At 39.3% G+C, this 25,329-nt stretch carries 29 protein-coding genes; 21 read left to right on the top strand and 8 right to left on the bottom strand.

The window, feature by feature from the left end:
• From VIM94_RS04140 to ctlX, 14 genes are all read left to right on the top strand, one after another.
• A partial coding sequence (locus tag VIM94_RS04140) for an uL15m family ribosomal protein (protein WP_332038025.1) occupies positions 1-135 on the top strand: 135 nt, incomplete at its 5' end.
• A gap of 11 nt (positions 136-146) precedes the next feature.
• Entirely contained in the window at positions 147-1,484 is a 1,338-nt protein-coding gene (secY, locus tag VIM94_RS04135; RefSeq protein ID WP_332038023.1) for a preprotein translocase subunit SecY, read from the top strand.
• Positions 1,485-1,486: 2 nt separating this feature from the next.
• Entirely contained in the window at positions 1,487-1,702 is a 216-nt protein-coding gene (gene infA / locus VIM94_RS04130) for a translation initiation factor IF-1 (protein WP_013073244.1), read from the top strand.
• Between the two features lie 118 nt (positions 1,703-1,820).
• Entirely contained in the window at positions 1,821-1,937 is a 117-nt protein-coding gene (ykgO, locus tag VIM94_RS04125; RefSeq protein ID WP_013621733.1) for a type B 50S ribosomal protein L36, read from the top strand.
• A 2-nt stretch (positions 1,938-1,939) separates the two neighbouring features.
• A complete protein-coding gene (gene rpsM, locus VIM94_RS04120; protein WP_332038022.1) occupies positions 1,940-2,314 on the top strand; it encodes a 30S ribosomal protein S13 in 375 nt (124 codons plus the stop codon).
• 8 nt (positions 2,315-2,322) lie between these two features.
• Positions 2,323-2,709, top strand: coding sequence for a 30S ribosomal protein S11 (gene rpsK, locus VIM94_RS04115; protein WP_332038021.1), 387 nt, complete (start codon positions 2,323-2,325; stop codon positions 2,707-2,709).
• Positions 2,710-2,796: 87 nt separating this feature from the next.
• Positions 2,797-3,402, top strand: a complete 606-nt coding sequence (gene rpsD, locus VIM94_RS04110; protein WP_332038020.1) for a 30S ribosomal protein S4 — start codon at positions 2,797-2,799, stop codon at positions 3,400-3,402.
• Between the two features lie 20 nt (positions 3,403-3,422).
• On the top strand, positions 3,423-4,415 hold the full coding sequence (locus VIM94_RS04105; RefSeq protein ID WP_332038019.1) for a DNA-directed RNA polymerase subunit alpha: 993 nt from the start codon (positions 3,423-3,425) through the stop codon (positions 4,413-4,415).
• A gap of 69 nt (positions 4,416-4,484) precedes the next feature.
• Positions 4,485-4,985, top strand: a complete 501-nt coding sequence (gene rplQ / locus VIM94_RS04100; RefSeq protein ID WP_332038018.1) for a 50S ribosomal protein L17 — start codon at positions 4,485-4,487, stop codon at positions 4,983-4,985.
• 171 nt (positions 4,986-5,156) lie between these two features.
• A complete protein-coding gene (carA, locus tag VIM94_RS04095) occupies positions 5,157-6,269 on the top strand; it encodes a glutamine-hydrolyzing carbamoyl-phosphate synthase small subunit (RefSeq protein ID WP_332038017.1) in 1,113 nt (370 codons plus the stop codon).
• A gap of 537 nt (positions 6,270-6,806) precedes the next feature.
• Positions 6,807-8,093 (top strand): phosphopyruvate hydratase, encoded by a 1,287-nt coding sequence (gene eno, locus VIM94_RS04090; protein ID WP_332038016.1) that lies wholly within the window; start codon positions 6,807-6,809, stop codon positions 8,091-8,093.
• A gap of 197 nt (positions 8,094-8,290) precedes the next feature.
• Positions 8,291-9,574, top strand: a complete 1,284-nt coding sequence (locus VIM94_RS04085) for a citrate synthase (protein WP_332038015.1) — start codon at positions 8,291-8,293, stop codon at positions 9,572-9,574.
• A gap of 73 nt (positions 9,575-9,647) precedes the next feature.
• Positions 9,648-10,559, top strand: a complete 912-nt coding sequence (locus tag VIM94_RS04080) for a dimethylarginine dimethylaminohydrolase family protein (RefSeq protein ID WP_414707148.1) — start codon at positions 9,648-9,650, stop codon at positions 10,557-10,559.
• Between the two features lie 3 nt (positions 10,560-10,562).
• On the top strand, positions 10,563-11,489 hold the full coding sequence (gene ctlX, locus VIM94_RS04075; protein ID WP_332038014.1) for a citrulline utilization hydrolase CtlX: 927 nt from the start codon (positions 10,563-10,565) through the stop codon (positions 11,487-11,489).
• A gap of 60 nt (positions 11,490-11,549) precedes the next feature.
• Here the strand turns inward: ctlX and VIM94_RS04070 are convergent, their stop codons facing one another.
• Complete coding sequence (locus tag VIM94_RS04070) at positions 11,550-13,040, bottom strand: BCCT family transporter (RefSeq protein WP_332038013.1); 1,491 nt, start codon at positions 13,038-13,040, stop codon at positions 11,550-11,552.
• A 101-nt stretch (positions 13,041-13,141) separates the two neighbouring features.
• A complete protein-coding gene (locus VIM94_RS04065) occupies positions 13,142-14,572 on the bottom strand; it encodes an SDR family oxidoreductase (RefSeq protein WP_332038012.1) in 1,431 nt (476 codons plus the stop codon).
• A 72-nt stretch (positions 14,573-14,644) separates the two neighbouring features.
• Here VIM94_RS04065 and VIM94_RS04060 point away from each other — a divergent pair, with 72 nt between their 5' ends.
• Positions 14,645-14,848 (top strand): hypothetical protein, encoded by a 204-nt coding sequence (locus VIM94_RS04060; protein ID WP_093404931.1) that lies wholly within the window; start codon positions 14,645-14,647, stop codon positions 14,846-14,848.
• Between the two features lie 27 nt (positions 14,849-14,875).
• Here the strand turns inward: VIM94_RS04060 and VIM94_RS04055 are convergent, their stop codons facing one another.
• Complete coding sequence (locus tag VIM94_RS04055; RefSeq protein ID WP_332038011.1) at positions 14,876-15,301, bottom strand: hypothetical protein; 426 nt, start codon at positions 15,299-15,301, stop codon at positions 14,876-14,878.
• Positions 15,302-15,411: 110 nt separating this feature from the next.
• On the opposite strand from VIM94_RS04055, the gene argS reads away from it, so the two are divergent.
• The 3 genes from argS to VIM94_RS04040 all read left to right on the top strand — a co-directional run bounded on the left by argS (position 15,412) and on the right by VIM94_RS04040 (position 19,649).
• The gene (gene argS, locus VIM94_RS04050) at positions 15,412-17,190 is read left to right on the top strand and encodes an arginine--tRNA ligase (RefSeq protein WP_332038010.1); all 1,779 of its coding nucleotides are present in this window, start codon (positions 15,412-15,414) and stop codon (positions 17,188-17,190) included.
• A gap of 119 nt (positions 17,191-17,309) precedes the next feature.
• Entirely contained in the window at positions 17,310-18,638 is a 1,329-nt protein-coding gene (gene ffh / locus VIM94_RS04045; protein ID WP_332038009.1) for a signal recognition particle protein, read from the top strand.
• A 117-nt stretch (positions 18,639-18,755) separates the two neighbouring features.
• Entirely contained in the window at positions 18,756-19,649 is an 894-nt protein-coding gene (locus VIM94_RS04040; RefSeq protein WP_332038008.1) for a bifunctional 5,10-methylenetetrahydrofolate dehydrogenase/5,10-methenyltetrahydrofolate cyclohydrolase, read from the top strand.
• Between the two features lie 38 nt (positions 19,650-19,687).
• On the opposite strand, the gene VIM94_RS04035 is transcribed toward VIM94_RS04040, so the two are convergent.
• The 4 genes from VIM94_RS04035 to rluF all read right to left on the bottom strand — a co-directional run bounded on the left by VIM94_RS04035 (position 19,688) and on the right by rluF (position 22,489).
• Positions 19,688-20,086, bottom strand: a complete 399-nt coding sequence (locus tag VIM94_RS04035) for a YkvA family protein (RefSeq protein ID WP_332038007.1) — start codon at positions 20,084-20,086, stop codon at positions 19,688-19,690.
• A gap of 23 nt (positions 20,087-20,109) precedes the next feature.
• Positions 20,110-21,129: an AI-2E family transporter gene (locus VIM94_RS04030; protein ID WP_332038006.1), complete on the bottom strand. Its 1,020-nt coding sequence runs from the start codon at positions 21,127-21,129 to the stop codon at positions 20,110-20,112.
• A 16-nt stretch (positions 21,130-21,145) separates the two neighbouring features.
• On the bottom strand, positions 21,146-21,568 hold the full coding sequence (locus VIM94_RS04025; RefSeq protein WP_332038005.1) for a VOC family protein: 423 nt from the start codon (positions 21,566-21,568) through the stop codon (positions 21,146-21,148).
• An 84-nt stretch (positions 21,569-21,652) separates the two neighbouring features.
• Positions 21,653-22,489 carry a 23S rRNA pseudouridine(2604) synthase RluF gene (rluF, locus tag VIM94_RS04020; protein ID WP_332038004.1) on the bottom strand — a complete coding sequence of 279 codons (837 nt, stop codon included), beginning with the start codon at positions 22,487-22,489 and terminating at the stop codon, positions 21,653-21,655.
• A gap of 138 nt (positions 22,490-22,627) precedes the next feature.
• Here rluF and VIM94_RS04015 point away from each other — a divergent pair, with 138 nt between their 5' ends.
• Genes VIM94_RS04015 through VIM94_RS04005 form a run of 3 tightly spaced genes read left to right on the top strand, consistent with a single transcriptional unit; the run spans position 22,628 to position 25,013 of the window.
• Positions 22,628-23,185, top strand: a complete 558-nt coding sequence (locus VIM94_RS04015) for an RNA polymerase sigma factor (RefSeq protein ID WP_332038003.1) — start codon at positions 22,628-22,630, stop codon at positions 23,183-23,185.
• On the top strand, positions 23,172-23,921 hold the full coding sequence (locus tag VIM94_RS04010; RefSeq protein WP_332038002.1) for a hypothetical protein: 750 nt from the start codon (positions 23,172-23,174) through the stop codon (positions 23,919-23,921). The genes VIM94_RS04015 and VIM94_RS04010 overlap by 14 nt, the downstream gene beginning before the upstream one ends.
• 54 nt (positions 23,922-23,975) lie before the next feature.
• The gene (locus VIM94_RS04005; protein WP_332038001.1) at positions 23,976-25,013 is read left to right on the top strand and encodes a hypothetical protein; all 1,038 of its coding nucleotides are present in this window, start codon (positions 23,976-23,978) and stop codon (positions 25,011-25,013) included.
• 86 nt (positions 25,014-25,099) lie between these two features.
• On the opposite strand, the gene VIM94_RS04000 is transcribed toward VIM94_RS04005, so the two are convergent.
• Positions 25,100-25,329: hypothetical protein (locus tag VIM94_RS04000; protein ID WP_332038000.1), on the bottom strand; the 230-nt coding region annotated here is incomplete at its 5' end.

The raw sequence follows: 25,329 nt of genomic DNA, 5'->3' as shown, positions 1-25,329 counted from the left end.
GCCGGAAGAAACGAACTTGTTAAGATATTAGGAAGAGGTGAATTAAAAGCAAAGTTGAAAATATCTGTTCATAAATTTACAGCCTCAGCTAAAGAAGCTATTGAAGCTGCCGGAGGTGAAGTTGTTACTTTATAATAGATAGCCCAATGAAATTCATCAATACTATTAAGAATATTTGGAAGATCGAGGAACTAAAAAACAGAATTTTAGTAACCCTCGGTCTATTATTAGTATACCGTTTTGGAGCACAGGTGGTGCTACCAGGGATAGATGCTTCACAGCTCGCAAACCTGTCCAGCCAAACTGAAGGAGGTATATTAGGCCTCCTTAATGCATTTACCGGGGGAGCGTTTTCAAATGCATCGGTGTTTGCCTTAGGGATTATGCCTTACATCTCTGCTTCTATTGTGGTGCAGCTTATGGGAATTGCAATTCCTTATCTGCAAAAACTGCAAAAGGAAGGCGAAAGCGGTAGAAGGAAAATCAATCAGATTACCAGATGGCTAACAATTGCTATCACGCTTGTTCAGGGGCCTGGTTATATTTATAACCTCTTTTCAACCCTGCCATCAAGTGCTTTTCTTCTGGGAGATACTGTTACTTTCGTAGCAGCCTCGGTGATTATTCTTACCACCGGGTGTATTTTCGCTATGTGGTTAGGTGAGAAAATTACAGATAAGGGTATTGGTAATGGTATTTCATTATTAATTATGGTAGGTATCATTGCGACCTTGCCACTTGCTTTTATTCAGGAATTTGCTTCCAGAGTATTTGAGTCTAATGGTGGTTTAATTATGATCCTTATTGAATTAGTAATCTGGTTTGCGATAATTCTGGCTTCTGTAATGTTGGTGATGGCTGTGCGCCAGATTCCGGTTCAGTATGCCCGAAGAACCGCTTCCGGTGGTTATGAGAAAAATGTGTTTGGGTCAAGACAATACATTCCGCTTAAGCTTAATGCTTCAGGGGTAATGCCAATTATCTTCGCTCAGGCCATTATGTTTATTCCTGCAGCAGTTGCCGGTCTTTCAGATTCTGAAACTGCCCAGGGAGTAACGGCCGCTTTTAGCGATATGTTCGGTTTTTGGTATAATGTAGTATTTGCACTGTTAATTATAGTGTTTACCTACTTTTATACGGCTATTACCGTGCCTACCAATAAAATGGCTGATGATCTTAAGCGCAGCGGAGGGTTTATTCCCGGGATACGTCCTGGCAGTGAAACGGCAGACTTTTTAGACCGAATCATGTCTCAAATCACGCTCCCTGGATCTGTATTTCTGGCTATTATTGCAGTGTTCCCTGCTATAGTGCAGTCTTTATTAGGAATACAAGCCGGATGGGCATTGTTCTTTGGAGGAACCTCGTTGCTTATTATGGTAGGAGTTGCAATAGATACTATGCAACAGGTGAATTCATATTTGCTTAACAGGCATTATGACGGATTGATGAAAACAGGTAAAAACAGAAAAGCAGTAGCTTAATTATGGCAAAACAACCAGCGATAGAGCAAGACGGAACCATCATTGAAGCATTGTCTAATGCAATGTTTAGGGTGGAATTGGAAAACGGGCACGTTGTGACCGCACATATTTCGGGTAAAATGCGTATGCACTATATCAAGCTGTTGCCCGGAGATAAAGTTAAACTGGAAATGAGCCCTTACGATTTAAGTAAGGCTCGCATAACTTACAGATATTAAAAGTAATTTGAGCTATTTATAAAATTTTCAGTACTTTTGCAATCTGAAAAAATTTGATAGCTGAATATCCTGGATACGAATTTTGTATCGTTTGCCGGGAGCACAAAAACCTAAAGAGATGAAAGTTAGAGCATCAATAAAGAAGAGAAGTGCCGAGTGCAAAATTGTGCGCAGAAAAGGCAGGCTTTACGTAATTAACAAAAAGAATCCTAGATTTAAACAAAGACAAGGCTAATTATGGCAAGAATTGCAGGGGTTGATATACCAAAACAAAAGCGAGGAGTTATAGCGTTAACCTATATCTTCGGAATTGGCAAAAGCAGGGCGCAAAAAATCCTGGCCGCAGCCAAAGTAGATGAAAGTACAAAAGTTTCAGACTGGAGCGACGAAGAAATTGGTCGTATTCGGGAAGCTGTTGGTGATTATACAATCGAAGGAGAATTACGTACTGAAGTTCAAATGAGTATTAAGCGCCTTATGGATATTGGGTGCTATAGAGGAATCCGTCACAGAACTGGATTGCCTTTGAGAGGTCAGCGTACCAAAAATAACTCTAGAACGAGAAAAGGAAGAAGAAAAACAGTTGCTAACAAGAAAAAAGCAACTAAATAGTAAGTAATATGGCAAAGAAGACAACTCAAAAAAAACGTAAAGTAACTGTTGAGTCTAACGGACAAGCACATGTTACTGCTTCTTTTAATAACATTATTGTGTCTTTAACCAATAAGAACGGTGATGTTGTTAGCTGGTCATCTGCTGGTAAAATGGGCTTCAGGGGTTCTAAAAAGAACACTCCTTATGCTGCCCAATTGGCTGCAGAAGATGCATCTAAAGTGGCACACGAAGCTGGTTTACGTAAAGTGAAAGTTTATGTAAAAGGACCGGGTAATGGTAGGGAATCTGCTATCCGTTCTATTCATAACAGCGGGATTGAAGTAACCGAGATCATCGATGTTACTCCATTACCACACAACGGATGTCGTCCTCCTAAAAGACGTAGAGTTTAATACAAATATAATAATTAAGAGAGGAGTTAAGATTATCGAAGGAGAAATGCCTTAATTCATAATCCCTCTCTACCAAATTTAAATGTAATGGCAAGATATACAGGTCCACAAACTAAAATAGCCCGTAAATTCGGTGAAGCTATTTTTGGAGACGATAAATCTTTCGAGAAAAGAAATTATCCTCCTGGGCAACACGGTAACAACCGTCGTCGCGGGAAAAAATCAGAATATGCTATCCAGTTAATGGAGAAGCAAAAAGCTAAATATACCTATGGTATTTTAGAGCGTCAATTCAGTAATATGTTTAAAAAAGCGACCCGTTCTCAGGGAATTACCGGGGAAGTGCTTTTACAGTTATGTGAATCCCGTTTAGACAACGTGGTTTTTAGAATGGGTGTGGCTCCTTCAAGAAGAGCCGCGAGACAATTGGTGTCTCACAGGCATATAACCGTGAACGGTGAATTGGTAAACATTCCTTCTTACCAATTGAAAGCTGGTGATGTAGTTGGTGTTCGCGAAAAATCAAAATCTCTTCAGGCTATCCAGGAATCTCTTGCTAATTCAAGCAGTGTTTATGAATGGATTACCTGGAACAATGAAACAAAACAAGGAACTTTTGTTTCTGTACCAGGACGTATTCAGATCCCGGAAAATATAAATGAACAATTCATCGTCGAATTATATTCGAAATAATAATTCACAGAAGTCGTAATATGGCAATACTAAATTTTCAAAAGCCCGATAAAGTTATAATGATTGATTCTACAGATTTCGAGGGGAAATTCGAATTTCGCCCTTTGGAACCTGGTTATGGATTGACCGTTGGTAACGCTTTAAGAAGAGTGTTATTATCTTCACTGGAAGGATTCGCAATTACTTCGGTACGCATCGAAGGTGTAGATCACGAATTCTCTGCCATCCCTGGCGTAGTAGAAGACGTAACAGAAATTATCCTAAACCTGAAACAAGTTAGGTTTAAAAGGCAAATTGATGAAATAGATAACGAAGCCGTTACAATTTCTGTTTCAGGTGAAGAACAACTTACTGCGGGTCATTTTCAGAAATTTATCTCTGGTTTCCAGGTGTTAAATCCAGACCAGGTGATTTGTAATCTTGATAAAAAGGTTAACCTGAATATGGAGATCACTGTTGAAAAAGGCAGAGGCTATGTTCCGGCAGAAGAAAACAAAAAAGCAAACGCTCCTTTAGGGACTATTTTTACAGATTCTATCTTTACGCCAATTAAAAACGTTAAGTATAGCATCGAAAACTATCGTGTAGAGCAAAAAACCGACTACGAAAAACTTGTTTTTGAAATCGTAAGCGATGGTTCTATTCACCCTAAGGATGCACTTACCGAAGCTGCAAAAACTCTTATTCATCACTTTATGCTATTCTCTGACGAGCGTATCACGCTTGAAGCAGATGAGATAGCGCAAACTGAAACTTATGATGAAGAATCTCTTCATATGAGACAGTTGCTTAAAACAAAGCTGGTAGATATGGATCTCTCGGTTAGAGCATTGAATTGCTTGAAAGCAGCAGAGGTTGATACCCTTGGTGACCTTGTTTCTTACAACAAAAACGATCTGATGAAATTCAGAAACTTCGGAAAGAAGTCTCTTACCGAATTAGAAGAGTTGGTAAGCAATAAAGGTTTAAACTTTGGAATGGACCTTTCAAAATACAAATTAGATAAGGACTAATATATAAGTAGTTTTCCATAAAAGCCGGCGGAAGACCTGGCTTTGGGAAAATGAATAAAGAACAGAACAATGAGACACGGAAAGAAAATTAACCATTTAGGCAGAAAGACCGCTCACAGAAAGTCTATGCTTGCCAATATGGCCTGCTCTTTAATCGAGCACAAGAGAATTAACACTACCATTGCTAAGGCAAAAGCTTTGAAAGTTTTTGTAGAACCTTTGGTAACGAAGTCCAAAGAAGATACTACACACAATCGTAGAATTGTTTTTAGTAAACTTCGCCAGAAAGAAGCTGTTGCGGAATTGTTCCGTGAGGTTGCTCCAAAAGTGGGAGATCGCCCTGGAGGTTACACCAGAGTTATTAAACTTGGGAACCGACTTGGAGATAACGCCGATATGGCCCTTATCGAGTTAGTTGATTACAACGAAACTTATAACCTTACCAAACCAGAGAAGAAAAAATCTACTCGTAGAGCTGGTAGGAAGAAAGCCTCTGATTCGGCTGCTCCAAAAGCAGAAACCAAAACTGAAGATAAATCTTCAACTAAAGAGGATAAAAAAGAAGAATAGAATGATTCATTCTCTTATAAATTCAAAAAAGGATAAGCTCTCGGGTTTATCCTTTTTTTATATATTATAATGAAATTAGATATTTCCGAAAAGACGAAAGCTAAACAATAAAAGTATAATTTCCGTTAAGGCGGAGAACCCACAACACAACTCAAATAAGTAATAGTTACAATGAAGTATCAAACCCGAAAAAAAGCGATTATTCTTCTGGCCGATGGAACTGTATTTCACGGAAAGGCTATAGGAGATAAAGATGGAAGCGCCACCGGCGAGATCTGTTTTAATACCGGAATGACCGGTTATCAGGAGATCTTTACCGATCCCTCTTATTACGGGCAGTTAATGGTCACGACCAACGCCCATATTGGGAATTACGGAACCACGAAAGAAGACAATGAATCTGGTAAGGCAAAGATCGCCGGACTTATTTGCAAAAATTTCAATTATACCTATTCCCGGCCTGCAGCCGATGCTTCTCTGGAGAGCTTTCTTGAAGAAAGTGGCATCTTTGGAATCTCTGACGTGGATACCCGTGCGCTGGTAACTTACATCAGGGAAAATGGGGCTATGAATGCCATTATTTCTACAGATGTAGATAATATCGAAGAATTAAGAAAGGAACTGGAAGAAGTACCCGATATGAACGGTCTGGAACTGGCTTCAAAAGTATCAACAAAAGAGCCATATTATTTCGGTAGTGAAAACGCGACTTACCGTGTTGCTGCACTGGATATTGGGATAAAGAAGAACATCCTTCGCAACCTTGCTGATAGGGATGTGTATGTAAAAGTATTTCCTTATAACGCCACTTACGAGGAAATGAATGACTGGAACCCTGATGGTTATTTTCTATCTAATGGGCCTGGAGATCCTCAGCCATTAAGTGAGGCCATAAACCTTACAAAGAAGATACTTGATCAGGATCACCCTCTCTTCGGAATTTGTCTTGGGCACCAGGTAATTGCCATCGCAAATGGGATTAAAACCTATAAAATGCACCATGGCCACCGCGGAATCAATCACCCGGTCCTAAACCTTAAAACAAAGAAGGGAGAGATAACTTCTCAAAATCATGGATTTTCTGTAGATAAAGCAGAAACCGAAGCTCATCCCGATGTTGAAATAACCCATATGTGCATCAATGATGATACCGTTGGCGGAATAGCCTTGAAAAACAAAAACTGTTTCTCCGTACAATATCACCCTGAAGCAAGTCCGGGGCCGCACGATGCGAGCTATTTATTTGATGAATTTCTGGACAGAATAAAAAGAGCGAAAGCTTAATTAATTTCAATAAAAAACTAAAAATTGAAAATCCCAAAATCTTTAAATTTTGGGATTTTTTTATATTGAAATTTTAATTCTGAATTGAAGCCTCAAAATCATGAGGATTCGCCAATGACGGGATTACTACTACTCTGCATTTTTCATTTTCTAACATTTTTACACGAGTTCAAGGTTCAGTGGAAGAATGACGTTTGTGAATAAACATCTTACTTCCCTGTATAAGAAATGACAAAGGAATTATGCTTTCCGCCATAAATGCTTCTTTTAAAATAAACTTGATTTATGGTTTTAATGACATCAGGATCAAAGAAAGGACGGAAATTATAAGGATCAGAATCATCAAATTCTGATCTTTTTTATTTTTAATATTTTAAGCCCGAGATAAGACAAAGTTTTGCTCTTTTTATTAGCGTAAAGAAAACGATTTCGTTAATAACTAATGTTATAAATGGCTTAAAACTACCGGTTTCACTCGTATTTTAAGCCTGCTATTTGTATCTTGCATACCTCAAAAAATAACTAAAAAAAAAGACTATGAGTGCAATTATAGATATTCACGCCCGTCAGATATTTGATTCAAGAGGAAACCCTACCGTAGAGGTAGATGTAGTAACTGAAACCGGAACTATTGGAAGATTTGCTGTGCCATCTGGTGCCTCAACAGGAGAGCATGAAGCTGTAGAACTTCGTGATGGCGGTAAGGATTTTATGGGTAAAGGCGTTAGCAAAGCCGTTGAAAATGTAAATGATATCATCTCTGAAAGACTCCTTGGATTCTCTGTTTACGAACAGAGTCTTATCGACCAGGCCATGATTGAACTCGATGGCACTCCCAACAAAGGAAAGCTTGGGGCAAATGCCATTCTTGGTGTTTCTCTTGCAGTAGCCAAGGCTGCCGCTAATGAGCTTGGACTTCCATTATATCGCTATATTGGTGGCGTAAGTGCTAAAACGCTTCCTGTACCGATGATGAATATCATTAATGGTGGTTCACATAGTGATGCGCCTATCGCATTTCAGGAATTTATGGTGATGCCGGTAAAAGCCGAAAGTTTCTCAGCAGCCCTTAAAATGGGAACAGAGATCTTCCATAATCTTAAAAAAGTACTTCATGACCGTGGTCTAAGCACTGCGGTTGGAGATGAAGGTGGTTTCGCACCTACCTTGGATGGAACCGAAGATGCTTTGGATACCATCCTTAAAGCAATTGAGAAAGCTGGTTACAAGGGAGGAGACGATGTAATGATCGCCCTTGACTGTGCCGCCGCCGAATTCTACGAGAACGGAAAATATGACTATAAGAAATTCGAAGGAGAATCAGGTAAAATCAGATCCAGCCAGGAACAAGCCGAATACCTTGCAGAGCTGGCCTCTAAATATCCTATAATTTCTATTGAAGATGGGATGGATGAAAATGATTGGGAAGGCTGGAAAGCCCTTACCGATTTAATTGGAGATAAAGTTCAGCTTGTAGGAGATGACCTATTCGTAACTAACGTAGAAAGACTGGGAAGAGGAATTGAGGAAGGTATCGCCAATTCTATCCTTATCAAAGTAAACCAAATCGGTACGCTTACTGAAACCATTTCAGCCGTGAATATGGCACATAACGCAGGGTATACTTCCGTGATGTCCCACCGTTCCGGAGAAACCGAAGATAATACCATTGCCGATCTTGCTGTTGCCCTTAATACCGGCCAGATAAAGACTGGTTCAGCTTCACGAAGTGATCGTATGGCAAAATATAATCAATTGATAAGGATTGAGGAGGAACTTGGAGAAGTAGCATTTTTTCCACAGCGAAAAGCCTTTAAAATCTAATTTTTTTCTAAAAATTAAATTTCGAAAGCCTTTTGATGATATATCAAAAGGCTTTTTTTATTTAAAATAATTCTTAGAAAATTGTATTATTAGTGGTTAATCGTCAAATCTTATGCTTGCATAAGACATTTTTTAAGGCTTTAATTTGTAACTTAGCGACTATCGATAATATGTTTAATTAATATTTTATAAAAGATATGTCAAAAGTAGCGACACTTGAAATAGAGGGAAAGAAATATGAATTTCCCGTTGTAGAAGGTACCGAAAATGAACTTGGTATAAACATTAAAAGTTTGCGGGGTGAAAGTGGTGTTATAACCCTGGATCCCGGCTACAAAAACACCGGAAGCTGCGAAAGCGGAATTACGTTTCTGGATGGAGAAAAAGGTATCTTAAGATACAGAGGCTATGCAATTGAAGATTTGGCCGAAAAAGCCGATTTTCTAGAGGTAGCTTATCTGCTTATTTTTGGAGACCTTCCTTCTAAAGAGCAATTAGAGAAGTTTTACGATGATATCAAAGAGCAGTCTACCGTAGATGAGGAAATGAAGAAAATTTTGGACGGGTTTCCTAAAGCTGCACACCCCATGGGAGTGCTTTCTTCGCTTACAAGTGCTCTTGTAGCCTTTAACCCATCCTGTGTTGATGTTTCTTCTGAACAGGATATGTATAATGCTATTGTAAAGATTCTTGGTAAATTTCCGGTTCTTGCAGCCTGGACTTTAAGAAAAAAGCACAGCCTTCCGTTAAATTATGGAGACGATTCCCTTGGTTATGTAGAGAACCTTCATAAAATGATGTTCGAGAAACCTGGTAAAAAGTATGAAGTAAACCAATCGGTGATTGATGCTTTGGATAAATTACTAATCCTACACGCCGATCACGAACAAAATTGTTCTACTTCTACTGTTAGAATGGTTGGTTCTTCTCACGCCGGACTTTTCGCCTCTATTTCGGCAGGTATTTCAGCACTTTGGGGCCCACTTCATGGTGGTGCTAACCAGGCGGTTATAGAAATGCTTGAAAAAATTAAAGAGGATGGTGGAGACACTAAGAAATTTATGGCTAAGGCTAAAGATAAGGATGATCCTTTCAGACTAATGGGCTTTGGGCACCGGGTATACAAAAACTTCGATCCACGTGCTAAGATCATTAAAAAATCTGCAGATGAGGTGCTTGATCAATTAGGAGTTGAAGATCCAGTATTGGATATCGCCAAAGGTCTTGAAAAAGAAGCTCTGGAAGATCAATACTTCGTAGATAGAAAATTATATCCAAACGTAGATTTCTATTCCGGAATAATTTATCGTGCCTTAGGAATCCCTGTTGAGATGTTCACTGTAATGTTTGCTCTTGGTAGACTTCCTGGTTGGATTGCTCAATGGAGAGAGATGAGGCTAAATAAAGAACCTATAGGCCGTCCAAGACAAATCTATACCGGCCATACTCATCGTGAGTTCCAAACTGTGGACAAAAGATAATTGGTCCCTTAATATATCAGGAAAAGCCTCATCTAACAGTGAGGCTTTTTTTATATTTGCAAAAATTTGCATTATGAATTTGCATATCACGAATGAAACCTCCAGGCTACGTGCGGTAGTGTTGGGAACCGCTGAAAGTTTTGGAGGTACGCCCGATCTTTCGGAAGCTTACGACCCGAAATCTAGGGAACATATAAAAGCCGGAACTTACCCCAAAGAAGAAGATATGGTAAGGGAACTGGATGCCGTTGCCAGAGTTCTGGAAAAATATAAGGTAAAGGTATACAGGCCAAAGGTTCTAAAGGATTACAACCAAATTTTTACCAGAGATATTGCCTTTGTAATTGAAGATAAATTTATAAAATCCAATATCCTTCCCGACCGGGAAAAGGAGATTGAGGCAATCAATCACGTTATCGATCTAATTCCGGAAAGTCAGATAATAAAACTTCCGGAAGAAGCACATATCGAAGGTGGTGATGTCATGCCTTATGGAGAATACTTACTTGTAGGGACATATTACGGCGAGGATTATAAGGACTATATCACTGCGCGAACTAATATGAAAGCAGTTAAAGCACTACAGGAACTTTTTCCGAATAAAAAGGTGGTTTCCTTCAATTTAAAGAAATCTAATACCGAGCCTCGCGATAATGCCTTACATTTAGATTGTTGCTTCCAACCCGTAGGGAAAGATAAAGCAATTATCTATAAGGGTGGATTTTTGGAAGAAAAAGAATATAACTGGCTCGTAGGGCTCTTCGGGAAAGAAAATGTTTTTGAAATAACCCGTGAGGAAATGTATAATATGAATTCCAATATCTTCTCTATTGCTGAAGATGTGGTTATTTCAGAGAAGAATTTTACCCGGCTAAATACCTGGTTAAGAGAGCAGGGAATTACCGTAGAAGAAGTTCCTTATGCCGAAATTGCTAAACAGGAAGGCTTGTTGAGATGCTCAACCCTGCCTTTAATAAGAGATTAAATTATGCAACAAATCACCAATACAGTTTTAATGGTTAGACCGGTAGCCTTTCGAATGAATGAGCAAACTGCCGTGAATAATTACTTTCAGGAAGATCTAAACGCCGATAACGTGAACGAACGGGCCCAGGCCGAATTTGATGCTTTTGTAAAAAAACTTAGGGGAGTAGGAGTAAATGTTGTTGTGGTTGATGATGTAAAGGAAGAGGATACCCCAGATTCTATTTTTCCTAATAACTGGGTTTCTTTCCATGAGAATGGTGAGATCGCTCTATATCCGATGTTTGCTGAAAACCGAAGAAAGGAACGTCGATTGGAGTATTTTGCAAAATTGGAAGAGGAAGGTTTTAAAATCACCAATATAGTAGATTACACCGCTGCTGAAGAGGAAGATTACTTCCTTGAAGGTACTGGAAGCCTAATTCTCGACAGGGAAAACCAGAAAGCCTATTGTGCCATTTCGCCACGGGCCGATGAGGATCTACTTATCGAATTTTGTGAGGATTTTGAATTTACTCCTGTTATTTTCCATGCAAATCAGGATGTAGGCGGAAAACGTAAGCCTATCTATCACACGAATGTAATGATGTGTGTAGCTGAAGAATTTGCAGTGATTTGTCTTAATACCATAGATGATAAGAAAGAACGCAAAAATGTTCTGAAGCACCTAAAGAAGGATGGCAAAGAAATAATAACCATTTCTGAAGCCCAGATGCATGAATTCGCCGGTAATATGTTACAGGTAAAAGGTGCCTTCGACAAGAAGTATCTCATTATGAGTGCGAGAGCTCATGAAAGCTTGAATCCCGACCAGATTGCCAAAATTGAAAAATACTGCAAAATTTTGAGTAGTGATTTGGAGGTTATTGAAACTTGTGGAGGGGGAAGTGCCCGCTGTATGTTGGCCGAAGTGTTTTTGCCCAAAGAATAGTTTTTAGAATTTTCTAAAAAAGCAAGGTAAAAAACCTCTCCTTGAAAAAGGTGAGGTTTTTTAATGTTTTTTAAATAGTTCCCTTAAAAATAACACCATAATACCGGCAGTAAAAAAGGCAAATGGTAGGGAGCTTATAATCAGTAATTTTTGCATTGCGGTTAGGACATCGCTGTCTGGTCTTACATTTCCCAATACGATAATGGCTTCAGAAAAAATAAGGATAATCACCGCCCAAATAAGCCGGAATTTTCTCTTCGGATTTTCTTTCCCTTTATCCGAAAACATACTAAGCACAAAAATTGCTGAATCTACCGAAGTGACAAGGAAACTTACAAGCAGTAGCACTGCAACAATATTTGTTAGATCAGAAAAAGGAAGGAATTCGAAAAAACGGAATATGGAGGTGAAAACATTATCGAATTCTTCGTTAAAAGCAGTCCCTTGATTTATCAAATCGAATGAAGCTGATCCAAAAACGCTGAACCAGAAAAAACTTCCAAGGGAAGGGATAAGTAAAACGCCCAGGATCATCTCCCTAATTGTTCTTCCTTTAGAAATACGGGCGATAAATATTCCGGTAAAAGGAGCCCAGGCCAACCAAAATGCCCAATAGTAATAGGTCCAGTCAGTAAGGAATTCTTTCCCCGGATTGTAGGTTCCCATAGCCAGGCTTAAGGGAATAAAATCTATAATATATTGGTAAAGTGAAATCCCAAACCGTTCTAAGCTTACAGAGATGTCGATCTGGAAAAACACAAAGAAAAGTAATAACAGGGTGATAAAAATATTCCAGGTGGAGATTCTTTTTATACCCTTTTCTACTCCGGCATACGCAGAGAAAAACGCCAGCGCACAAATAAGTAAAACCAGTGCTATAGTAAGCCATAAGTTTCCCGGGCTTGTAGATGTGAGATGACTTAAGCCTCCTTCAATTTGAGTGGTTCCCAAACCAATTGCTGCAACCAGACCGAAGACGGTGGTTAAGATAGTAAGGAGGTCTACGCCTTGAGGAAGGAGTTTTACCGATTTTAACTGCGGAAGACTGTGGCCTAATTTAATTTTGTTTTTCGCTACAAAAAGGGAATAAGCTATTAATAATGCAAAAATCCCATAAAAAGCCCAGGCGGTAAAACCCCATTGGTAAAAGGTGTATTCCAGGGCAATGATTTCACATGGATCTGTGGTTTGCAGGGGCGGATTTATAAACATGAAAACCGGCTCTTGTACCGCTCGCAACAATATACCTGCACCCATTCCTGCGCTGTAAAGCATGGCGATCCAGCCTAGTCGTGAAAATTCGGGTTTACTTGGGCCTAGCCTAATCTTACCGAATCTGGATAAAGCAATTCCTATTAAAAAGAAAACTGAAATTAGGCCTAACCAAAGGTAGAAAGCACCAAAATATTCCCTGATCCATAAGGAACCAAAGTCAATTAGTTGGTAGAAATAATCGGTGAAAAAAAGGATAAAAAGGGAGCATAACAGTAATATTGTTATAGAAGTAGCCAGAAGTATATTTTGCCTTATCAGGCTATAAACAGTTTTCAAAAATAGTAGTGTTTAAACCTTAATCTTCTCAATTACCTAATATCCGGAATATATTTGAACCTGGAAAAGCCTGTTTGAAGGAGGAAGTGAAACCTCTGGTTTTATTTTTTTCCTTTAGCTATTTTATTCAGCATTCCTTCAAAAATAAAATAATGAAAAGGGTACATGGCATACCAGTAAAGTCGGCCCCATATTCCTTTTGGACGAAAGGTAGCGATTTGATGGAGCACATTTTCCTGGTCTATTCTAAATTCCAGCCAGGCTTCGCCAGGGACTTTCATTTCAGCAAAAAGTAACAGGCGTTTTTCTTTCTTGTCGGCCAGCAAAACGCGCCAGAAATCAAGGGAATCACCTACAGCGATCTCTGTAGGATGGGTTCTTCCTCTACGCAAACCTACTCCGCCAAAAAATTTATCAATCAGTCCGCGAACTTTCCAAAGCCAATTTCCATAATACCAGCCATTTAGTCCGCCAATAGCCCATATACGTTCCAGAACTTCTTCCGGGTTTTTTACTTTGGTAGATTGCTCATCTTTTAAACAGCCATAAGTTGGCACCTGAATAAATTGACTAAGGTCTTTTCTAAACCGTCCACTACTCAAAGAGTCTTTCCAGCTGGAGAGAACCTGGTTTTGTTCTATCTTATAAAAAGCTAGTTTTATGGCCTCCTGGTAAGTTATGGGATGAATATCAAGAATTTCCTGAAGTCTGGTGTCGCTGGTCACAACTTCAATTTTCATACTGTCTACCAGGTTTTGAGCAAGCTTAAAGGAAGTTGAGGTCACAAAATAAAGCCAATAAGCCGAAAGTTTAGGTGACATTAAGGGCACCCCAATGATCAAGATTTTAAGTCCCCTTATTTTTGCGTAGATCTCCATCATTTGCCGGTAGGTAAGAATATCGGGACCTCCTACATCAAAAGATTTATTGTAGCACTTTTCATTTCCTATAACCCCGGTCAAAAACAGGATTATATCTCTTATGGCAATAGGTTGACATTTTGTTTCCACCCAGCTGGGAGTGATCATAACCGGTAGTTTTTCACAAAGGTCTCTAATGATCTCAAAAGAAGAACTACCCGAACCCACAATAATAGCTGCTCTAATGACCGTAAGTTTGAAATTCCCGGTATATAAAATTTCCTCTACTTTTTTCCGGGACTCCAGGTGTTTGGAAAGCTTCTCTTCATTGATTATTCCGCTTAGATAGATAACCTGTTTTACCGAGGTGCCAGCCATTATTTTATTAAAATTCCCGGCTGATCTTGCTTCCTGTTCATCAAAGTCTTCGGTAGAACCACTCATGGAATGAATAAGGTAGAAGGCCACATCAATATTTTTGACGGTATCGGGAGTCACAGAATCCTTTAAGAAATCAAGCTCTACGATTTCCACTTCTTTTCTAATGTTCTTATTGGAAGTAAAGCGATTTGCGTTTCTAACTGCACAAATTACTTCGTGGCCCATTTCAAGGAGTTGTGGAAGAAGTCGCATTCCGATATAACCGTTGGCGCCGGTGAGTAGTATTCGCATTTTTTATATTATTTCAGCTTTAAATTAGGGATTAATTATTACTTTCACTTAAGTTTTGAAAAACTTTATAAAATGAATAATGTTCTCAAAGTTGTACTTCTTGTTGTGGGATTAGGTCTTATCGCTTATGGATTCTATACCCTAATCACACCTGAAGTTTCTGTTGATGCCGGACCATTCCAGTTTGAAGCTCAAGGTGATAAAACCCAGCCTATTGCTATGATCGCATTCGGGGTTTTAGCCTTAATTGGCGGCCTTGCCTATAAGAAACGCTGATACAAGAGTTAAAATTTTAGGATAAGCTTATAGATCCCCCACCTGCGTAGGGGCATTATCTGCTTTGTAATTTAGAATCTTTTTAAAGAATTTATGTATCTGAGGACTGTTTGCTCTCACTTTGATGAAATAATGATCCCGGTAGAGTGAATATTCCTCAGCCCGACCTTTATAAAGATGAAGTTTGTAATACGGGATTACCAGGGCAAAAGTTTCCAATAAAGAACGAAACATAATGATGATTCCTTTAGGTCGCATTTCAACATTACAGGTATTGGCATTATTATCTAGAACCAGAAGATTGTGAATATCTATGCTGGTAGAGGTAATGTGTAGTTTTGGGGAACCTATCCCTTTTAATTTCATTCGCTCAAAAAGCGTAAAGGGCGGTCCAACTTCGGCAAGGATCTTTTCTTTGATTTTTGCCCGATTATAGGAAACATTAAGAAGCATAGCTTTTTGCTTAAAGATAAGCATTTGCTACTAAAACCTGTAGTAAAACTCTAATTTCTATTATCTTTGCGCTCTTATTTTAAGCCAAATAATAAAACCCGGAAATATCAATGAGCATTCAGGCGAAACTTTCAGAAAAAGTAAAAGAAGCTGTTAAACAGCTATATGAGGTAGAAATAGATCACACCGAGTTTCAACCTACCCGCAAAGATTTTGAAGGCGATATCACCCTTGTAGTTTTTCCGATGTTGAAACAAGTTAAGACTAATCCCGTTAAATTGGGAGAGGATATCGGGAAATACCTTCAGGAGAATGTGGCTGAAGTTGACCGTTTTAACGTGGTTCAGGGTTTTTTAAATATTGTTTTGAGCAATACCTATTATCTGAACTTTTTTAATGAAATAAAAGATCTCCAGGATTTTGGGATCATTCCTCCTGCGCAAGATGCTAAAGGGATTATGGTAGAGTATTCTTCACCAAACACCAATAAACCTCTGCATTTAGGGCATATCAGGAATATTCTCTTGGGCTATTCTGTTGCTGAAATTTTAAAAGCCGCCGGAAACAAATCTTACAAAACCCAGATTATTAATGATCGTGGAATTCATATCTGTAAATCTATGTTGGCCTGGCAACGTTTCGGAAATGGCGAAACCCCAGAAACAAACGGCTTAAAGGGTGATAAACTGGTTGGAAATTACTATGTGAAATTCGACCAGGAATATAAAAAGCAGGTTTCAGAATTAATCGCTGAAGGCAAAACAGAGGAGGAAGCTAAGGCTGAAGCTCCAATTTTAAATGAAGCCAAGGAAATGCTTCTTAAATGGGAAGCTAACGATCCTGAAGTAGTAGCCCTATGGGAAAAAATGAACAATTGGGTTTACAACGGATTTGAAAAAACCTATGAGGCTCTTGGGGTGGATTTCGACAAGAATTATTACGAAAGCGATACGTATCTCCTGGGGAAAGATGTTGTAAACCAGGGACTGGAAAAAGGTGTTTTTTATAAAAAGGAGGATGGTAGCGTATGGATAGACCTTACCGATGAAGGTCTGGATGAAAAAATCGTGCTACGTAGTGATGGCACGGCTGTTTATATGACTCAGGATATCGGGACCGCAATACAGCGGGTGAAAGATTTTGATATTAATGGGATGGTTTATACCGTAGGGAATGAACAGGATTACCATTTTAAAGTGCTTTTCCTTATTCTTAAAAAACTCGGTTATGACTGGGCCGACTATCTTTATCACTTAAGCTATGGAATGGTAGACCTGCCCTCTGGTAAAATGAAGAGTCGGGAGGGAACGGTGGTTGATGCCGACGACCTGATCCTGGAAATGACTGAAACCGCCAGAAAAATTTCTGAAGAACTCGGGAAGCTGGATGGCTATTCAGAAGAAGAGAAAGAGGAATTATATAGAATTATTGGGCTTGGTGCGTTGAAATACTATATCCTGAAAGTAGATCCCCGCAAGCGTATTCTGTTCAATCCTGAAGAATCGGTGGATTTCCAGGGAAATACCGGGCCGTTTATTCAGTATACCTATGCGAGAATCCAATCGATAATAAGGAAAGCTAACTTTGATTACAGCCAGCCGGTGGCTCCAGATTATGAATTGCACGAAAAAGAAAAAGAATTGCTTAAGCAGCTTCAGCTTTATCCGGAAACGCTTCAATTGGCGGCCGAAAATCACAGCCCGGCGCTCATAGCCAATTATGTTTATGACCTGGTGAAGGAATTCAATTCCTTCTATCAGAACGTGATTATTCTTGGAGCTGAAGATAATTCAGAAAAAATCTTTAGGGTGCAACTTTCTAAAGCAGTGGCCAACGTGATAAAATCTGGCTTTGCTCTTCTTGGAATTCAGGTGCCGGAAAGGATGTAAAAACTGGGCCCTGTGTGCGAACGTCCAAACTGAAATAAAAAGTTTTCACTTCAGGTTCAAATCATTAAATTTGCAAAACGCCTCTTAAAAGGCGAAAAATTAAACTAGAGGAAGAGATTATGTTCGATAATTTAAGCGACAAGTTAGATAATGCCTTACACGTTTTAAAAGGTCACGGGCAAATCACCGAGGTTAACGTTGCCGAAACTCTTAAAGAGGTAAGGCGAGCCCTTGTGGATGCCGATGTAAACTATAAAATTGCTAAGGATTTCACCAATACCGTAAAGGAAAAAGCGCTTGGTCAGGATGTTTTAACAGCATTAAAGCCGGGTCAAATGATGGTGAAGCTCGTTAAGGATGAACTTACCGAACTTATGGGAGGTGAAGCTAAGGGAATTGACCTCTCGGGTGATCCATCGGTGATTCTCATGTCAGGTTTGCAGGGTAGTGGTAAAACCACTTTCTCTGGGAAACTTGCTAATTTTCTAAAAAATAAAAAGACTAAAAAACCGCTTTTGGTAGCTTGTGATGTATACCGCCCTGCAGCGATCAATCAGCTTCACGTGGTTGGAGAACAGGTTGGCGTTGAGGTATATTCCGAAGAAGGGAATATGGATCCGGTTGCAATCTCTAAAGCAGCTATTGCCTATGCTAAACAAAACGGACATAACGTAGTAATAATAGATACGGCCGGTCGACTTGCTGTAGATGAGGAAATGATGACCGAGATCGCTAATATTCATAATGCGGTTGAACCACAGGAAACCCTGTTTGTGGTAGATTCTATGACGGGTCAGGATGCTGTGAATACTGCTAAAGCTTTTAATGACAGGCTTAATTTTGATGGGGTAATTCTTACTAAATTAGATGGTGATACACGCGGTGGTGCTGCGATCTCAATTAAATCGGTAGTAAATAAGCCTATCAAATTCATTGGTACCGGTGAAAAGATGGATGCGATTGATGTGTTCTATCCTTCCCGTATGGCCGATAGGATTCTTGGGATGGGAGATGTTGTATCCCTTGTGGAACGTGCCCAGGAACAATATGATGAGGAAGAAGCTAGAAAGCTTCAGAAGAAAATTGCTAAAAATAAATTTGGGTTTGATGATTTCCTGAAACAACTTCAGCAAATCAAAAAAATGGGGTCTATGAAAGACCTGATGGGAATGATCCCTGGTGCTGGAAAGATGCTTAAAGATGTAGATATTGATGATGATGCCTTTAAAGGTATTGAAGCGATAATCCATTCAATGACTCCTGAAGAGCGCAGCAACCCAAAACTTATAAACTCCAGCCGTAAAAAACGCATTAGTAAAGGATCTGGGACAACTGTACAGGAAGTTAATCAACTGCTGAAACAATTTAACCAGATGGGGAAAATGATGAAAATGATGCAAGGCGGCGGTGGCCAGAAGATGATGCAGATGATGAAGGGGATGAAATAAGTTCAACACAAGCTATCTGGGTTCAGATAGCTTTTTTTTTATTTTGATTATTAACCCCGGTAAATTTGGAGTCGAAAATAGACTGCGAACTGCCAATTAATACACTGCTTACTACACATGATTATTTTAGACGGAAAAAAAACCAGCAACGATATTAAAAATGAGATTGCTACAGAAGTAGAAAAAATCAAGCAAAAAGGAGGAAAGGTACCGCATCTGGCAGCCATTATTGTCGGTAAAGACGGTGCGAGTCTTACCTATGTAAATGCCAAGGTGAAGTCTTGCAAACAGGTAGGTTTTGAATCTTCTCTTTATAGATTACCCCACACCATTAGTGAGTTGGAGTTGCTTGAAAAAATCGAGGAACTAAATCAGAATGATGAGATCGATGGTTTTATCGTTCAGTTACCCCTGCCGCCGCAAATTGACACCCAGAAAGTTTTAAATGCCGTTAATCCGGATAAAGATGTAGATGGTTTCCATCCTACTAATTTTGGGAAAATGGCTTTGGATATGACTTCGTTTATACCGGCAACACCATTTGGAATTCTTGAGTTATTGGAGCGTTACGATATTCCTACAAAAGGAAAACATACCGTAGTGATTGGTCGTAGCTATATTGTAGGACGTCCAATGAGTATTTTGATGGGGCGTAGTGGATTTCCTGGAAACTCTACGGTTACACTAACCCACGAATTCACTAAAAATATTACCCAGATTACTTCACAGGCAGATATTATAATTATTGCAGTGGGAATCCCCGATTTCCTTAAAGCCGAAATGATAAAAGACGATGCAGTGATTATTGATGTTGGAATTACACGGGTACCAGATGAGGATGCTCAAAAAGGATATGTGATTAAAGGTGATGTTGATTTCGAAAATTGCAGTAAGAAGGCCTCGTACATCACACCTGTGCCCGGTGGGGTTGGTCCCATGACGGTATCGATGTTACTTAAAAATACCTTGCTCGCGAGAGAGCGTCACAAACAAAGGGGAATGAAGAGATAAAAAAAGGCTTTCTGAGAAATCAGAAAGCCTTTTTTAGTTTATTCTCCTTCTTCCAGTTTCCAATCCAGATATTTGTGTAAATCGGTTTCCATAAACCTTAGAGAAAAGGTTAGAACGGCGAAATCGTCAACATAACCTACTCCTGGAATGAAATCGGGCATCATATCCAGTGGGTTTAAAACATATAACAAGGCAAAAGCTATGGCTGCAATGGTAAACCAGGGCACGTCTTTATAGATTCCTTTTCGGTAATCCTGCAGCATACCGAACATCACCTTTCCAAGTTCGGTATATTTTTTAAGGGCATTCGCATTCAGGATCTTGTCTGAAATCTCCTGTTGGTTTTTTGCTGCAAGCTCTACATCACCTTCATCAACCTTAGCAACTTTTTCTTCTACATATTTCTCATCAATATTTGAACTTTTTTTGCTAAACATCTTTTGTATTATTTAATTAGTAATTATAATTTGTCGTAAGAATTTCCATATTCTTTCCGGTATATGTTCAGAATCAGAAGGAATAATGAAATTAGTAATGGGCCAAAAATCAATCCGATAAAACCAAATAAAGGAACTCCTATGAGCACTCCAAACAAGGTGATTAAAGGATGCACATCGGCTAATCGCTCGAGAATATATAAGCGAATAAGATTGTCGGTGACCCCAATTACCGCAAAACCATAAATAAGCATAGCCACTGCCTGCCAGTTGTCTCCCTGGGCTAGGAGTAATATGGTTACCGGGATAACTCCTATAGCAGTTCCAACAAATGGGATCATAGAACCAATAGCGGTAATCACGAACCAGAATAATGGATCGGGTACACCAAGAACAATGAAACCAATAAGAGCAACAATTCCCTGAAACAGAGCAACCAAGGGAATTCCGAGCGCATTGGATTTTACAAGCTCATTGCTTTCATTGCTTATCTCATCAATATTTTCTCTTCCCATAGGTATATATAAAAAGAGTATTTCCTTCATTTTATCTCTATTGAGAAGCATATAATAAAGCATGAAATACATTACACCTATCGCAATGGTAGCATTAAATGTTCCTCCTGCCAGACTTTGAAGATTTCCCGAAATCCAGTTGGTGATTGCCGAAGTATCTATGGCATTACTAAGGCTATAGCCAATATAAGTTTCGGCTTCTGCCAATTGATCTTTTATAGCCTGAATTACTCTTTCAGAATTAGCTACAGCCTTACCAATTTTTGATGTGAGCATGATCACCACAAGGCTCACGGGCACGAGAATCCCAATGAAGGAGGCTGTCATTAGTAAACCGGCTGCTAAACTGGGATTCCATCCCCGCTCCAACAGTTTTTGCATCCACTTTCGAAGGACCACATATAAAGTTACGGCTCCAAGTACTCCTGATAAATACGGTATGATTTCTTTAAAAATTAAAACCGACAAGAATAGAATGAGCAGAAGCACAAACAGTTGTCTTACAAGAGCCGGTTTTAATCTATCCATAGAAAATTATTTAAGACTACGATGCGAAAAGCTGTTCCTGATTTTTGAATGCTTTAAATTCCAGAGCATTTCCGCTGGGATCTTTAAAAAACATAGTCGCTTGTTCGCCTACCTCACCCTCAAACCTTATATAGGGTTCAATTATAAAATCTATTCCCCGGGCTCTCATAATTTTAGAGAATTCATGGAAAACATCCCACTCCAATACCACCCCAAAATGAGGGACGGGGACATCTTTTCCGTCTACAGGATTAGAATGTGCTTTTTCGGTTTCTTGTGGGGGTTTATAATGAATGACCAGCTGGTGGCCGAAAAAATTAAAATCAACCCAGTGTTCACTGCTTCTTCCTTCCCCACATCCCAGAGTGTCCCGGTAAAATTTTCGGGCCTTCTGAAGATCGGAAACAGGAATGGCGAGATGAAAAGGTGGTATTTTCATGCTTAGATAATTACCTGATTAGTGTTGAATTTAAAATTAGGAAGTTATCTTAACATAATATCAATGAAGTTCGCTAATAATCTGTTAAGATTTATGATCAGGTCCCCGGGAAGGCCGGTTTTGTTTGGGTTTGAATTTAATGTGTTTTTTTAAATTTCGGGAAGCAGCCTTCTCAAGTTTGGAGGCCTCTTCGGTTTTTATAGAGTCGTCTACCATCCTGTTGATGGTTGCTAGTTCTTCCCTGCTAAGGTCACGCCATTTACCCACAGGTACATCCAGCGTCACATTCATGATCCTGATGCGTTTTAGTGAGGTAACCTCGTAACCTAAAAATTCGCACATTCTCCTAATCTGGCGGTTAAGACCCTGGGTTAATACAATCCTGAACTCATATTTCCCCAGTTTTTCAACTTCACATTTTTTGGTAGTGGTATTGAGAATAGGTATCCCGTTACCCATCCTTTTTATGAAGTCGTTGGTGATAGGCCGGTTTACGGTAACAATATATTCCTTCTCGTGATTGTTACGAGCTCTAAGGATCTTGTTCACGATATCGCCATCATTGGTAAGAAAGATGAGTCCTTCACTGGGTTTGTCCAGTCTTCCGATAGGAAAAATGCGCTTCGGATAATTGATAAAGTCTATAATATTATCTTTTTCCACACGGGTATCTGTGGTGCAAACAATGCCTGCGGGTTTGTTGAAGGCCAGGTAAACATTAGGTTCTTTTTTTTCTTTAGCTGAAATCAATTTTCCGTCCACCCGAACTTCGTCTCCCGTTGTGATTTTAGTGCCCATTTCGGGGACTTTGCCATTAAGGGTAATTCGGCCCTGGTCTATGAGTTTATCGGCTTCCCGGCGGGAGCAATAGCCAACTTCGCTGAGGTATTTGTTGATTCTGGTAAGTTTTTCTTCGGCCATAAAATTGATTTCTCTTGCAAAGATACAAGATTTAAAACGCTCTCTTTAATAACTAATTTTCAAAAAAAATGAAACCACAGGCAACCTTTTGTAACTTTCCTACGTCTATGTAAATAGAGGCTAACTCAATAACCACTGGTGAAAGTAATTCAACTCTTTAAAAACGAAAAATTGCTTATAAAGCGTGCTGCCAAACAGAACCGGGAAGCACAGCGGCAATTGTACGAGGAGCACTCGGGGAAAATGCTAAGCCTTTGCCGGCAATATATTAAGGATATTCACCAGGCAGAAGAAGTAATGCTAAGCGGATTTCTAAAAGTTTTTCTTCATCTGGAAAGTTTTAAACAGGAAGGTAGTTTTGAAGGTTGGATACGTAGAATTATGGTGAGGGAATGTATCTCTTTCCTGAGATCTAATAAGAAAATAGAATTTCTGGAAGATGAATATTCACAACCAGAAATTCCCGAGACGGTTTCTTCGGAATTAAGTGCCGAAGAAATTCAGGGCTTAATAGATGAGCTTCCGGAAGGCTACCGAATGGTTTTTGTAATGTATGCTATTGAAGGCTACAAACATGCTGAAATCGCAAAATTGCTGAAAATTACTGAAGGGACTTCCAAATCCCAGCTTTTTAAAGCAAGAAAAATGTTACAGGAAAAATTAATCGCACAAAACACAGCTTATGGCACTACATAGATTTGAAGAGCAAGCAGGGAAGAAGTTGAGGGAACGTCAGATAAGCCCTTCAGCAGGAAGTTGGGAGAAACTTGAGGCCAGCCTGGGCAGAGATAAAAAAAGAAATAATTTCGGGTTCTGGTGGCCATTGGTGGCAGCCGTAGTAGTTCTGGCTTTTTTGGCGGGAAGCCTATTTATTAGAACAGCAACCGAATCGCCCGCAATAGTAGAAGAGCCTATTATTAATGGTCCTGAGAATACTCCGGAAATTAAAGATTTTAAAGCCCCGGTTGAGATTGCTTCTGAAGAAAGCGATACAAGGCCGGCACAACCTGAAACAACAGGACCTTCAATACAAAATAAGCAGCAAGCTCCGCAGAATATTAAGCACAAAGAATTAGTGGTTGCTTCCGCTGAAGTTAAAAATCTCCATTTTGAGCTTGAAAATATAACTGTTGAACCACCGGTTCAGGAGGCAACTATAGAGAGAACCGAATTGGAAGAAGCTATCGCCATGGTGGTTTCTGAGCAAGCCGAAAAAGATCTCACCGATGCCGAGGTAGACGATTTACTGCTGGAAGCCGCAAGCCAGCTTACCAGTCAGCAAACTTTTGAGAACAATGGAAGTGTGAATGCTTCAGCGCTCCTGGCCGATGTTGAGACAGAACTTGATCATTCTTTTAGAAAAAAGGTTTTTGAATTATTAAAAGAAGGTTATGCCGAAGCCCGGTATACTTTTGTTAATAGGAATAATTAATTATCAATAAAATCCATCATTAGGGTGGGGTCATTCATCAAACATCAATCTATCATGAAAACACTTATTATCAGTATCACAGTATCTCTTTGTAGCATTTTATTTCAAAAGTTGGAGGCTCAGGAAAATCGGCCTTCCGAAGAAAAAAGAATAGAGTTTTTCCAGGAGAAAAAAGAGGAAATCATAAAAGAGGAAAAGGCTTTGCTTAAATATAAAGTGGAGCGAATTAATGAACGTCTTGAAAAGGATTTGATTACTGCCTGGGAAGCATCAACTCTTAAGGATGAGGCTGCAGAAATGCATGCAAAAAATATTGAAAACCGGATCGCGATTTTAGAAAATGAAACAGCACTGAATAATCGAAAGGATAATTTTCAGGGATATATCGCTTTGGGAGAAAATGGTAAAATTCTCGACATTAGGGTTAATGAAGAACGAGAGCGGTTGTATGATAAACGAACTACTACAGATTTGGTGCTTGCCGTTGGATTTAATAACGCGCTTGAAGAAGGTCAATCCCTTAACGATTCCGATTTTAAATTGGCCGGAAGCCGGTTTTTTGAAATCGGTTGGGCCTGGAAAACCCGCGTTTTTGAAAAGTCTAACTGGCTGAGGTTTAGGTATGGAGTTTCCTTTCAGTTCAATGGGTTGAAACCTGTAGATAATCAAATTTTCGAGCAGGATGGGGATGAAACTTATTTATCTGAATTCAATTATGATCTTAAAAAATCAAAATTCAGGATGGATAACCTTGTTGTTCCAGTACATTTTGAGTTTGGGCCATCTACTAAAAATGAATATGAAGACAGAATACGTTATTCTACCGTAGGTAAGCTAAAAATAGGCCTGGGAGGCTATGCCGGTTTTAATATAGGAGAGCGGCAAAAGCTCAAGTATAAAGTTGATGGCGATAAGGTAAAAGAAAAGCTGAAAAACGATTATAATACCAACGATTTGGTTTACGGTTTAAGTGCTTACCTGGGATGGGGTGGTGCCACCTTGTACGGGAAATATGATTTGAACCCGATTTTCAAAGACCCAAACCGGGAATTGCATAATTTTTCGCTTGGGCTTCGATTTGATGTGGATTAATGAATAAAATATTCAATTCTATAGAAAAGAAAGACCTCATAACCCCATTAATATGGGGCAATGAGGTCTTCGCTGTATAAAAAAAATCAATGAATAATAATTGCTTTTTCTCTGTTCTCTAGCTCTTCTCCATTATACCAAACCTTAAGATTGACAAATAGCCCAGTCTTGGCCTTCCATTCAGTTTTAATGGTGTCTGTTATACCATTGCCGAGTTCAAGATAGCTAATAGATGTTCCTCGTTTTTCACCCTCCTTTTCACTATTAACATCCTTTAAATTACGGGCTGTAAAAATCCGAAGGGAATAAGGCTCGG

Source organism: Salegentibacter sp., from assembly GCF_036568425.1.
Taxonomy (GTDB): domain Bacteria; phylum Bacteroidota; class Bacteroidia; order Flavobacteriales; family Flavobacteriaceae; genus Salegentibacter.
Note: the sequence above shows the minus strand (reverse complement) of the source record. Positions and strands in the feature narration are given on the sequence as shown.